Origin of the sequence: Zestomonas carbonaria (assembly GCF_904061905.1) — a bacterium.
In the GTDB taxonomy this organism is placed as follows: domain Bacteria; phylum Pseudomonadota; class Gammaproteobacteria; order Pseudomonadales; family Pseudomonadaceae; genus Aquipseudomonas; species Aquipseudomonas carbonaria.
Window position 1 is genome coordinate 1 of record NZ_CAJFCI010000028.1, and the last position, 11610, is coordinate 11610.

General features: G+C 68.1%; 9 protein-coding genes. 3 read left to right on the forward strand and 6 right to left on the reverse strand.

From position 1 onward, the window contains the following. The first annotated feature begins 118 nt into the window (after window positions 1–118). Window positions 119–568 carry a 3'-5' exonuclease family protein gene (locus PSEWESI4_RS05750; RefSeq protein WP_187670233.1) on the forward strand — a complete coding sequence of 150 codons (450 nt, stop codon included), beginning with the start codon at window positions 119–121 and terminating at the stop codon, window positions 566–568. Window positions 569–750: 182 nt separating this feature from the next. Here PSEWESI4_RS05750 and PSEWESI4_RS05755 read toward each other — a convergent pair whose 3' ends face one another. The 5 genes from PSEWESI4_RS05755 to PSEWESI4_RS05775 all read right to left on the reverse strand — a co-directional run bounded on the left by PSEWESI4_RS05755 (window position 751) and on the right by PSEWESI4_RS05775 (window position 7762). After that, entirely contained in the window at window positions 751–2013 is a 1263-nt protein-coding gene (locus tag PSEWESI4_RS05755) for an OprD family porin (protein WP_187670234.1), read from the reverse strand. 189 nt (window positions 2014–2202) lie between these two features. Further along, the gene (locus PSEWESI4_RS05760) at window positions 2203–3975 is read right to left on the reverse strand and encodes an acyl-CoA dehydrogenase C-terminal domain-containing protein (protein WP_187670235.1); all 1773 of its coding nucleotides are present in this window, start codon (window positions 3973–3975) and stop codon (window positions 2203–2205) included. A gap of 64 nt (window positions 3976–4039) precedes the next feature. Continuing rightward, a complete protein-coding gene (locus PSEWESI4_RS05765) occupies window positions 4040–5692 on the reverse strand; it encodes a cation acetate symporter (RefSeq protein ID WP_187670236.1) in 1653 nt (550 codons plus the stop codon). Beyond that, entirely contained in the window at window positions 5689–6015 is a 327-nt protein-coding gene (locus tag PSEWESI4_RS05770) for a DUF485 domain-containing protein (protein WP_187670237.1), read from the reverse strand. Before PSEWESI4_RS05770 ends, PSEWESI4_RS05765 begins: the two co-directional genes overlap by 4 nt. Before the next feature lie 124 nt (window positions 6016–6139). Further along, entirely contained in the window at window positions 6140–7762 is a 1623-nt protein-coding gene (locus PSEWESI4_RS05775; RefSeq protein WP_187670238.1) for an acyl-CoA synthetase, read from the reverse strand. 234 nt (window positions 7763–7996) lie between these two features. Here PSEWESI4_RS05775 and PSEWESI4_RS05780 point away from each other — a divergent pair, with 234 nt between their 5' ends. Next, a complete protein-coding gene (locus PSEWESI4_RS05780) occupies window positions 7997–10252 on the forward strand; it encodes a PAS domain-containing sensor histidine kinase (protein WP_187670239.1) in 2256 nt (751 codons plus the stop codon). Between the two features lie 25 nt (window positions 10253–10277). Continuing rightward, window positions 10278–10904 (forward strand): response regulator transcription factor, encoded by a 627-nt coding sequence (locus PSEWESI4_RS05785; protein WP_187670240.1) that lies wholly within the window; start codon window positions 10278–10280, stop codon window positions 10902–10904. Window positions 10905–11079: 175 nt separating this feature from the next. Here the strand turns inward: PSEWESI4_RS05785 and PSEWESI4_RS05790 are convergent, their stop codons facing one another. After that, on the reverse strand, window positions 11080–11427 hold the full coding sequence (locus PSEWESI4_RS05790) for a helix-turn-helix domain-containing protein (protein WP_187670241.1): 348 nt from the start codon (window positions 11425–11427) through the stop codon (window positions 11080–11082). Window positions 11428–11610: the final 183 nt, after the last annotated feature.

Genomic DNA, 11610 nt, shown 5'->3' on the forward strand with positions numbered 1-11610 from the left:
AAGAGACTCGGAATGCTCATTTACAGCCGTAAACTCCGCTTCCTCGCCTCTTTTTGCCTTGCCTGACCTTCGCTCGGCGACTTTTCGTACAGAACCTAACACCACTGAAGGGAATCCCATGCGCAGGCTCTACATCGACACCGAATTCACCCAACTGGACGTGAGCCGTCGGCTGATCTCCCTGGCGCTGGTCGGCGACGACGGTCGTGAGTTCTACGTGGAGCTGGCCGACACCTGGACGGAAGCGGACTGCTCCGACTTCGTCCGGAAGATCGTGCTGCCGCAACTGGACCCGGATCGCCACGGCATGGGCCGGACCGAGGCCCGAGGGGCGCTGCTGCGCTTCCTGGCCGGCTGCGGCGAGGTGGAGATCATCGGCGACGCCCTGGAATGGGACTGGCCGCTACTCCTCGAACTGCTCGACCCGGTGGGGCTGCCCGACAACGTGTCCGGCTGCCGGCAGGTCGACGACCCGCTCTCCGCACTGCCCGCCGAGGCGGTGCCGCACCACGCGCTGCTCGATGCGCGGTTGATCCGCGATCTGTGTGAGGGTGGGACTTCGTCGTAGGGGATTTCTTCGGTGCGCGCGGCGCACCCTACGCAAACTCGTAGGATGGGTGAGCGTAGCGAAACCCATCGAGTCCGCCCGATGGGTTTCGTCGCAGGCTCTTCCACCCATCCTACGGGTTACGTGCTTTTGTAGGGTGCGCCGTGCGCACCGCGTGGCCGGTTCGGTGTGCAGAAGACTGCCTACCACAGCGCCAGGCTGTAGCTGAGGATCAGCCGGTTCTCGTCCAGGTCGTTGCCGAAGTTCGTCGAGCGCACCGTGGCGTTGCGCCACTTGATGCCGAGGTTCTTCAGCGGGCCGCTTTGCACCACGTAGCCGATGTCGGTGTCGCGTTCCCATTCCTTGCCGTCCGGGCGGCCGGCGCCCAGGTCGATGCCGTCGCCGGACAGGTAGCGGGTCATGAAGGTCAGGCCGGGCACGCCGAGGGCGGCGAAGTCGTAGTCGTAGCGGAGTTGCCAGGAGGTCTCGTCCTGGTTGGCGAAGTCGCCGATCTGCACGAAGTTGACCAGGTAGGCATCGGCGCCGTTGACGTAGGCGAAGCCGGTGTCGCCGCGCATCGCCTGGTAGCCGGCGGCGAAGGCGTGGGCGTCGAGCCTGTAGGTGAACATCGCGCCGAAAGCCTTGTTGTCGACGTTGCTGCCGCCGTCGTCGCTGGAGCGGGCGAAGCGCAGGTCGCTCTTCAGCGACTGGCCGTCGCCGAGCGGCAGGTTGTGTTGCAGGGTCAGATAGTGCTGGCGGTAGAAGTTGTCCAGGCCGCCGTAGGCATAGCCGGTGGTCAACCGCTCGTTCCACTGGTAGCTGGCGCTGGCGAAGTCGAAGCGGTCGCTGGTGGTGTGGCGGGTACGGATGTTCTTGGCGCCGAGGGTGGTGATGGCCATGTCCTCGTGGTCGCTGGAGTCGCGCTGGTTGACCTGGGTGAGGCGCCCGGCGTCGAGGGTCAGGCCGGCGATTTCCCGCGAAGTGAGCTGGCCGCCCCGGAAGGTCTGTGGCAGCAGGCGCGAGTCGTTGGGCATGATCACCGGCAACCTGGGAATCAATGTGCCGACCTTGAGCACGCTGTCGGAGGCGCGCAGCTTGGCGGTCAGGCCGAGGTCGGAGTAGGCGTCCTGGGCGCGCCTCGGCGCTTCGCGGTCGCGCTGCAGCAGGCCGGAGCCGGCGCGGTCGGGGCTGGAATCCAGCTTGACGCCGAGCAGGCCGATGGCGTCGACGCCGACCCCGATGGGGCCGTCGGTGAAGCCGGATTCGTAGCGCAGCAGGAAGCCTTGCGCCCATTCCTCGGCCTTCGACTGGGCGGCGCCGTCCTGGCGGAAGTCGCGGTTGAAGTAGAAGTTGCGCAGCTCCAGGCCGGCCTTGCCGTCGGCGAGGAAGTCCGCCGCCGCCGGAGTAGCCACGGCGAGGCCGCTGGCGGCCAGCAGTAGGTTGCGGGTGAGGGTGGTGCGGTGCATGGATGTGCCTCTTTGTTGTTGTTGTGGAAAAAGGCCTCCCGCGCCGGGCCCGTGGAAGCCCGGCGAAGAAGGTAAAGGAGATGTCAGCGCCCGATCAGCGGCGCGGTGCCCTGGCCGCGCGCAACGGCGCGGCTGGCCGAATAAAAAGCGCGATGCCCAACGGGAGGCACCGCGTCACGCTAAAAGGCTTCAGAACTGTTCGGCGGCCAGGCCGTACAGCGGTGCGCTGCCGGCGCGGATGCTCGCCTCCAGGCTCAGGGTGCGCGGCAGCAGGCGGCGGAAATAGAACTCGGCGGTGGCCAGCTTGGCGCCGTAGAAGTCGCGGTCCTCGTCGAGACGCTGCTGGGCGACCGTCGCCATGCGCGCCCAGACGTAGGCGTAGGCGACGTAGCCGAACAGGTGCAGGTACTCCACCGAGGCGGCGCCGACTTCGTGCGGATCGGCCTTGGCCTGCTCCAGCAGCCAGCCGCTGAGCGCTTCCAGGCGTTCCAGTTCGGTCAGCAGTTCGCTGGCGTATTCGCTCTCGTGGCGGTGGGCGAAGTCGCGTACCTCGGCGGCGAACAGGCGCAACGCGGCGCCGCCATTGGCGACCACCTTGCGGCCGAGCAGGTCGAGGGCCTGGATGCCGTTGGTGCCTTCGTAGATCTGCGCGATGCGCACGTCGCGCACCAGTTGCTCCTGGCCCCATTCGCGGATGTAGCCGTGGCCGCCGAACACCTGCTGGCCGTGCACGCAGCTTTCCAGCCCGCTGTCGGTGAAGAACGCCTTGGCCACCGGGGTGAGCAGGGCGACCAGGGCTTCGGCGTCGTTCTTCTCATCGGCGTCGGCGCTGAACTTGGCCAGGTCGAGCTGCTGGCCGACGTAGCAGGCGAAGGCGCGGCCGCCCTCGGTCATGGCCTTGATGGTCAGCAGCATGCGCCGCACGTCGGGGTGCACGATGATCGGGTCGGCGGCCTTGTCCTTCGCCACCGGGCCGCTCGGCGCGCGGCTCTGGATGCGCTCGCGGGCGTAGGCCACGGCGTTCTGGTAGGACGCCTCGGCGCAGCCGATGCCCTGGATGCCGATGGACAGGCGCTCGTAGTTCATCATGGTGAACATCGCCGCCAGGCCCCGGTTCGGCTCGCCGACCAGGAAGCCGGTGGCGCCGTCGAAGTTCATCACGCAGGTGGCCGAGGCCTTGATGCCCATCTTGTGTTCGATGGACCCGCAGGACACGGCGTTCTTCCCACCCAGCGAACCGTCTGCGTTGACCAGCACCTTGGGCACCAGGAACAGCGAGATGCCCTTCGGCCCGGCCGGCGCGTCGGGCAGCTTGGCCAGCACCAGGTGGACGATGTTCTCGGTGAGGTCCTGCTCGCCGCCGGTGATGAAGATCTTGCTGCCGGTGATGGCGTAGCTGCCGTCGGCCTGCGGCTCGGCCCGGGTGCGGATGATGCCGAGGTCGGTACCAGCGTGGGCCTCGGTCAGGCACATGGAGCCGGCCCAGCGGCCCTCGTACATCGGCGGCAGGTAGGTGTTCTTCAGCTCGTCGCTGGCGTGGGCGTCGATGGCCAGGCAGGCGCCGGAGGACAGCGCCGAGTACAGGGCGAAGCTGGAACCGGCGGCGTAGAGCATTTCCTCGAAGGCCACGGCGAGCATCTTGGGCATGCCCATGCCGCCGCATTCGGGGTTGCCGGAAAGGCCGACCCAGCCTCCCTCGATGTAGGTGGCATAGGCCTCGCGGAAGCCTTTGGGCGTGGTCACCACGCCGGCCTGCCACTGCGCGCCTTCCTCGTCGCCGCTGCGGTTGAGCGGGGCGATCAGTTGCCCGGTGACCTTGGCCGCTTCTTCCAGGATGGCATCGGCGGTGTCGCCGTCCACCGTCCCGGCCAGGGCCGGCAGGCGCGCCCACAGGGCGGGGGCGTCGAAGACCTCGTGGAGGACGAAGCGCATGTCGCGCAGCGGGGCGTTGTACTCGGGCATTGCGGAACCTCGTTGTTATGGTTGGCGAAGGGCGCGGCCCGGTCCGGCGGGCCGCGCCATGCGGTCAATGGCTGCTGGCGGCCGCCGCGCCCAGGCCGGTCTGGGCGCGCACGAACTGGTCCTCGAAGGCGTCGCGTTCGCGAGCGGCGCGGGTACTGGTATCGAGCTTAGACACCACCACGATGACCAGGAACGCCAGCGGCATGGAGAACAGCGCCGGGTGGTCGTAGGGGAAGATCGCCTCGGCGTTGCCCAGCACCGTCACCCACACCGCCGGCGACAGGATCACCAGCACGAGGGCGCTGGCCAGGCCGGCGAAGCCGCCCCAGAGCGCGCCACGGGTGGTCAGGTCCTTCCAGTACATGGCCATGATCAGCACCGGGAAGTTGGCCGAGGCGGCGACGCCGAAGGTCAGGCCGACCAGGAAGGCGACGTTCATCTGCTCGAACAGGATGCCGAGGCCGATGGCCACCAGGCCGAGGCCGACGGTGGCGATGCGGGTCACGCGCATCTCGTCGCGCTCGCTGGCGCGGCCCTTCTTCAGCACGGTGGCGTAGAGGTCGTGGGAGATCGCCGAGGCGCCGGCCAGGGCCAGGCCGGCGACCACCGCGAGGATGGTGGCGAAGGCCACGGCGGACAGGAAGCCGAGGAACAGGTTGCCGCCCACCGCCTTGGCCAGGTGCATGGCGACCATGTTGCCGCCGCCGATCAGCGCGCCCGAGGTGTCGCCGCCGACGAAGTACTGCGGGTCGCTGCCGACGATGACGATGGCCGAGAAGCCCAGCACCATCACCATCAGGAAGAAGAAGCCGATGAAGCCGGTGGCGTAGAACACCGACTTGCGCGCTTCCTTGGCGTTGGGGACGGTGAAGAAGCGCATCAGGATGTGCGGCAGGCCGGCGATGCCGAACACCAGGCCGAGGGACATCGACGCGGCGTTGATCGGGTCGGCCAGCATCGAGCCGGGGCCCATGATCGCCTCGCCGATGGCGTGCGCGTCCACCGCGCGGCCGGCGAGGTTTTCCAGGCTGAAGCCGAATTCGCCGAGGGCCATGATCGCCAGGGTAGTGCCGCCGGCGAGCAGCAGCACGGCCTTGATGATCTGCACCCAGGTGGTGGCGATCATCCCGCCGAAGATCACGTAGACCAGCATCAGCGCGCCGACCACCACCACCGCCACCGGGTAGTCGAGGCCGAACAGCAGCTTGATGAGCTGGCCGGCGCCGACCATCTGCACCACCAGGTAGCAGCACACCACGGTCAGCGAGCCGAACGCGGCGAAGGTGCGGATGCGGGTCTGGTCGAGGCGGTAGGAAACGATGTCGGCGAAGGTGAAGCGGCCGAGGTTGCGCAACCGCTCGGCCATCAGGAAGGTGATGATCGGCCAGCCGACGAAGAAGCCGATGGTGTAGATGAAGCCATCGTAGCCTTTGGCGAACACCAGGCTGGAGAGGCCCAGCAGGGTCGCCGCCGACATGTAGTCGCCGGCGATCGCCAGGCCGTTCTGGAAGCCGGTGATGCCGCCGCCGGCGGTGTAGAAGTCGGCGGTGGAGCGGGTCTGGCGGGCGGCCCACCAGGTGATCGCCAGGGTGCCGAGGACGAACACGAAGAACATGCCGATGGCGTGCAGGTTGAGTGGCTGCTTCTCGGCCACCACGGGCGCGGCGACGGCGGCCAGGGGCGAGAGGGCGGCGAGGGCGGGGAGGAGGCGCTTCATGCCTGGCTCTCCTCGACGATTTCCGCGCTCATGGCGTCGAAGCGGGTGTTGGCGCTGCGCACGTACCAGCCGGTGAGCAGCCAGGACAGCACGATGATCGCCGCGCCGACCGGGATGCCGACGCTGAGCTGGCCGCCGTCGCGCAGCGGCGCGTGCAGCCAGCCGGGGGCGAAGGCCACCACCAGCATGTACAGGTAGTAGGTGCCGAGCACCAGGGCGCTCAGCGACCAGGCCAGCCGCGCACGCTGGCGGGCGAGGCGCTGGAACTTCGGGTTGGCGCGGATGCGCCGGCAATCCTGGGCGTGGCGGGTTGGGTCGTTCATGGGTGTGGCCTCCGTTTGTTGTTGTTGTCGATGCCTGGACCGTCGCGTTTCGCGGGCGTGCGACGGCCCTCCGGCCCTCCGGGAAGGGCCGCTGTGGTTCTCTATGCGTGGTGCGGTGCGGGGATCAGAGCGCCTTGGCCATGTCCCTCAATACGTACTTCTGGATCTTGCCGGTGGAGGTCTTCGGCAACTGGGTGAAGACCACCGTGCGCGGCACCTTGAAGCCGGCCAGGTGCTCGCGGCAGAAGCCGATGATGTCCGTCTCGCGGGTTTCCTGGTGGTCGGCCTTGAGGGTGACGAAGGCGCAGGGCGTCTCACCCCATTTCTCGTCCGGGCGCGCCACCACCGCGGCTTCCAGCACCGCCGGGTGGCGATAGAGCACGCCTTCCAGCTCGATGGTGGAGATGTTCTCGCCGCCGGAGATGATGATGTCCTTGAGGCGGTCGCGGATTTCCACGTAGCCGTCCGGGTGGCAGACCGCCAGGTCGCCGGTGTGGAACCAGCCGCCCTCGAAGGCTTCGGCGGTGGCGCTGGGGTTCTTCAGGTAGCCCTTCATCACGGTGTTGCCGCGCATGAAGATCTCGCCGATGGTCTGGCCGTCGCGCGGCACCGGTTCGAGGGTCTTCGGGTCGGCCACCATCACGCCTTCCAGGGTCGGGTAGCGCACGCCCTGGCGCGCCTTGATCTGCGCCCGCTGCTCCAGCGGCAGCTCGTCCCATTCGGCGTGCCAGGCGCACAGGGTCACCGGGCCGTAGACCTCGGTGAGGCCGTAGACGTGGGTGACCTGGATGCCCATTTCCTCCACCGCGCCGATCACCTTGGCCGGCGGCGCGGCGCCGGCGACCATGGCCTTGACCGGGTGGTCGATGGCCGCCTTGGCCGATTCCGGCATGTTCACCAGGGCGTTGAGCACGATGGGCGCGCCGCACAGGTGGGTGACCTGGTGCTCGCGGATCTGGGTGAGGATCTTCGCCGGGTCGACGCGGCGCAGGAACACGTGCACGCCGGCCAGCGCGGTGATGGTCCAGGGGTAGCACCAGCCGTTGCAGTGGAACATCGGCAGGGTCCACAGGTAGACCGGGTGGTTGCCCATCGCCCAGGTCATCTGGTTGCCCAGCGCGTTCAGGTAGGCGCCGCGATGGTGGTAGACCACGCCCTTGGGATTGCCGGTGGTGCCGGAGGTGTAGTTCAGGCTGATCGCCTGCCATTCGTCGTCCGGCCACTGCCAGGCGAACTCCGGGTCGCCCTCGGCGAGCAGCGCCTCGTAGTCGAGATCGCTGACCGCCTGGCCCTCGCCGTACTCGGGGTCGTCGACGTCGATCACCAGCGGCGGGTGGTCGAGCATGCCCACGGCGGCATGGATCACCTCGTGGAACTCGCGGTCGGTGATCAGCGCCTTGGCTTCGCCGTGCTGGAGCATGAAGGCGATGGCCTCGGCGTCCAGGCGCACATTGAGGGTGTTGAGCACCGCGCCGATCATCGGCACGCCGAAGTGCGCTTCCAGCATCGCCGGGATGTTCGGCAGCATCACCGCCACCGTGTCGCCCTTGCCGATGCCACGGCCGGCCAGTGCCGACGCCAGGCGGCGGCAGCGCGCGTAGGTCTCGGCCCAGGTGCGGCGGATCGATCCGTGGATCACGGCGGGGTAGTGGGGGTAAACGCTGGCGGTACGCTCGATGAAGCTGAGCGGGCTCAGGGCGATATGGTTCACGGCGGCAGGGGCAAGGCCCTGTTCGAAGATCGACATGCTGGACACCCGGTGGCTGATTGTTAGCTCTTTGTATTGCCGTCTTCCGGATAGGGGGGCGGAAGACTGGCTAATCGTTCAGGGTGATTTATATACCGTTGTGGTTGTTTTATGGAAGTACTACCTGTGTCTTATCGTATATTTACTATATTTTGATTGGATCTTGGTAGGGTGGATATCATCGATGCCCCCGCCTGGCGCTATGCTTGTTCCCCCTTCGACATGGGAGCCCCGATGACGCCACCTCCGGTCCGCCTGCATACCTGGCTGCGCCTGCAACGCGAGGGCGTGCCCCTGGGCGCCCGTGCCGACGCCCTGTGCCGCGCGCTGCGCGGCTGTGCCGAGGTACGCCAGGCGTTCTACCTGGGCTGGCAGGAAGCGGCGCGCATCTACAGCCACGAAGGTTCCGGCCAGCACTTGCCGCCGGGGCAGGGCGATCCGCTGGAGGCCAGCGACCAGCGCCTGTTCGACTGCCTGGCCGGTGCCGGGCACCTGGGCCTCGACCAGGTGCGCCAGCTCGATTGCTGGCTCTCCGGACGCCTGCGCCGCGCCGCCATCAGCCACGGCCAGGCGTTCGACCTGGCGCTGGAAGAGGGGCGGCCGGGCCTGCTGCTGGTGGAGGTGCACGAAGGCGTTTCGCTCGACTGGCTGGGCTGGGTCCACGAATTGCTCGACACCCTGCTGGCCGTGTCCAGCGGCCTGCAACGCGGCTCGCCGCTGCTCGGCCTCGACCCGCAGCCGAGCCTGCTGCTGGATGCCGAGGCGCGCCCGCTGGAGCTCAACGCCGCGCTGCTGGCGCTGCTCGGCGACCGGCCGCTGGGCGAACTGGCCGGCTACCTGCCGGTCAACCAGCGTTCGCTGGTGCACGCCTGCCTCGACCAGCGGCGCGCCATCGAGAACGTCGAGGCGCAATGCGGCGAGCGCATCCTGGTCTGGACCTTCATCCCCGACCCGCAGGAAAGCCGCGTGCTGGCCCGCTGCCGCGAGGCCACCGAGCAGGTGCTGGCCGAGCGCGAGGCGGCGCGGGCGCGGCGGTTGTACCGGCTGATCACCGAGAACACCACCGACCTGATTTCCCGCCACACCCCGGACGGCCGCTTCCTCGACGCCTCGCCGGCCTCCTGGACGCTGCTCGGCTACTGGCCAGAGGAACTGCGCGGCAGGCCGGCCCAGGGCCTGTTCCACGCCCAGGACCTGGCCCTGCTGGTGCAGCGTGCGAGCGACGCGCTGGAGCAGGACGGCTATCACACCATGACCTTCCGCATCCGCCACCGCGATGGCCATTACCTGTGGTTCGAGACCGCCAGCCGGGCGATCCGCGAGACCTACACCGGCGCGGTGGTCGAGGTGGTCAGCGTGTCGCGCGACATCACCGCGCGGGTGCAGGCCGAGGAGAACCGCCGGCGCCTGGCCGAGGTGGTCGAGGCCAACACCGACCCGGTGCTGTTCCTCGATGCGGACGGGCGCATCACCTACCTCAACCCGGCGGCGCGGCGCACCCTGCTCCTCGACGAGGAACAGCCGCTGCCGGCGCTGGCCGAGCTGTTCTCCGCCGACGAACTGCTGCGCCTGCACGAGGAAGGTCGCCGCGCCGCCGAGAGCTGCGGCGTGTGGACCGCCGACGCGCGCCTGCAACCGCCGGGCGGCGGTGCCTCGGTGCCGGTGTCGCTGGTGCTGCTGGCCCACCACGCGGCCGGTGGCGAGCGCTACTACTCGCTGGTGGCGCGCGACATGACCGAGCGCGAGCTGCGCGAGGCCCAGCAGCGCCGCCACCAGGACGAGCTGGCGCACACCGCGCGGCTGGTGACCCTCGGCGAACTGGCCTCGGGCATCGCCCACGAGATCAACCAGCCGCTCGCCGCGGTGGTCAACTACGCCAGCGCCAGCCAGCGCTACCTGCAGTCGCTGGGGCGTAATCCGCAGGCCGCCGAGCGGGTGGCCCAGGGCCTGGAGCGCATCACCGAGCACGCCAACCACGCCTCGGAAGTGATCAAGCGCCTGCGCGCCTTCCTGCGCAAGGGCCAGCGGCGCATGCAGGCCCTCGACGTCGCCGAGGTGGCCCGCGAGGCGGTGCGCCTGTGCGCCTGGGAGGCCGGCGCCAAACAGGTGGCGATCGTCGAACGCTTGCCGGACAATCTGCCGCCGGTCTACGCCGACCGGGTGCTGCTCGAACAGGTGCTGCTCAACCTGCTGCGCAACGCCATCGACGCCAACGCCGAGGCGCATCCGGGCCAGCCCTCGCAGGTCGAGCTGGAGGCCCGCGCGGGGGAGGGTGGCTGGCTCGACATCGAGGTCCGCGACCAGGGGCCGGGCCTCGGCGATGCCGAGCTGGAAAGGGTGTTCACGCCGTTCTACACCAGCAAGCCGGAGGGCCTGGGGCTCGGCCTGTCGATGAGCCGCAGCATCGTCGAAGGCTTCGGCGGCGCCCTCGACGGCCAGCGCGGGGAGCCCGGCGGCCTGGTGATGCGCTGCCGGTTGCCGGTCCATTGATAACGACAAGATGGGGAATCATTCGATGAATCAGGTGGTGTACGTGGTGGACGACGATCAGGGCATGCTCGACTCCACCGTCTGGCTGCTCGACTCGGTCGGCCTCAAGGCGCTGCCGTTCACCAACGGCCGGGCCTTCCTCGAAGCCTGCGACCCCAGCCTCAACGCCTGTGTCCTGCTCGACGTGCGGATGCCCGGCATGGGCGGCCTGAACGTGCAGGAAGAAATGCGCGCGCGCGGCATCGACCTGCCGATCATCTTCGTCAGTGGTCACGCCGACGTGCCCATCGTCGTCCGCGCCTTCAAGGCCGGTGCCCGCGATTTCATCGAGAAGCCCTACAACGAACAACTGCTGCTCGACAGCGTGCAGCAGGCCCTCGACAGCCAGCAGCAGCGCCGCAGCACCGACGTCGTCGACGCCGACCTGCAACGCCGCCTGGACAGCCTCACCCCGCGCGAGCGCGACGTGCTGCTGCCGCTGGTGCAGGGCTACACCAATCGCGAGATCGCCGAGCAACTGGACATCAGCGTCAAGACCGTCGACCTCTACCGCTCGCGGGTGATGAAGCGCATGCAGGCCGAGCACCTGCCGGACCTCGTCGGCATGGCCATCGCCGCGGGACTCGTGAAGCCGCTGAACCTGCGCGGGTAGGGTGCGCTCCAGCCCTTCGGCACCAACCGCGAGATCGCCGAGCACCTGCCAGCCCTCGTCGGCATGGCCATCGCCGCCGGGCAGGGTGCGCCGTGCGCACCGCTGTGGGCGCGGCGCCGGGCGTTCCGGTCGTGCTCCGTGCGGGCTCCCGGGTAAACGGTGCGCGCGGCGCACCCTACGCTCCGCTCCGGCCCTTCAACACCTTGACCACCTCGGCGACGAACTTCACCACCATCGCCCGTTCTCCTTCCTCCAGGCTCTGGATCATCTCGCTGATGCTCTCCGCCTGGTCGTAGATGTCGGTGGAGCCCGTGCGGAACAGGTCGCTGAGCGAGCAGTCGAGTACGTCGGCTATCTGTTTCAGGCGCGACAGTGTCGGTGAGATCACGCCGTTTTCCATGCGGCTGATGGTCTCCTTCTCCACGCCCATCGCCTCCGCGACCTGTGCCTGAGTCAACCCTTTCGTCTTGCGGCGGACAGCGATCGCGCTGCCTACCTCGTGTGCCAGGCCCCTGCCTTTCATTCGAACAACCTCTTACGTCGATATACATAACGTTTGAGGCCATTCTCCGGGCATATATTTCAGGCAAGAACGACATATGGAGTCATATCAGTTGATTCTAAAAGTCATTGACTTGTTGACTTGCGTCAATGATGGAAATAAAAAGTGGCGTCAATATGCCATTACCTATCATTGACGCGCGGC

What these genes read in the sequence shown, in the direction of transcription:
- PSEWESI4_RS05790 (WP_187670241.1), bottom strand. Translation starts at nt 11,427, where the DNA reads ATGAAAGGCAGGGGCCTGGCACACGAGGTAGGCAGCGCGATCGCTGTC.
- PSEWESI4_RS05755 (WP_187670234.1), bottom strand. Translation starts at nt 2,013, where the DNA reads ATGCACCGCACCACCCTCACCCGCAACCTACTGCTGGCCGCCAGCGGC.
- PSEWESI4_RS05785 (WP_187670240.1), top strand. Translation starts at nt 10,278, where the DNA reads ATGAATCAGGTGGTGTACGTGGTGGACGACGATCAGGGCATGCTCGAC.
- PSEWESI4_RS05770 (WP_187670237.1), bottom strand. Translation starts at nt 6,015, where the DNA reads ATGAACGACCCAACCCGCCACGCCCAGGATTGCCGGCGCATCCGCGCC.
- PSEWESI4_RS05775 (WP_187670238.1), bottom strand. Translation starts at nt 7,762, where the DNA reads ATGTCGATCTTCGAACAGGGCCTTGCCCCTGCCGCCGTGAACCATATC.
- PSEWESI4_RS05780 (WP_187670239.1), top strand. Translation starts at nt 7,997, where the DNA reads ATGACGCCACCTCCGGTCCGCCTGCATACCTGGCTGCGCCTGCAACGC.
- PSEWESI4_RS05760 (WP_187670235.1), bottom strand. Translation starts at nt 3,975, where the DNA reads ATGCCCGAGTACAACGCCCCGCTGCGCGACATGCGCTTCGTCCTCCAC.
- PSEWESI4_RS05765 (WP_187670236.1), bottom strand. Translation starts at nt 5,692, where the DNA reads ATGAAGCGCCTCCTCCCCGCCCTCGCCGCCCTCTCGCCCCTGGCCGCC.
- PSEWESI4_RS05750 (WP_187670233.1), top strand. Translation starts at nt 119, where the DNA reads ATGCGCAGGCTCTACATCGACACCGAATTCACCCAACTGGACGTGAGC.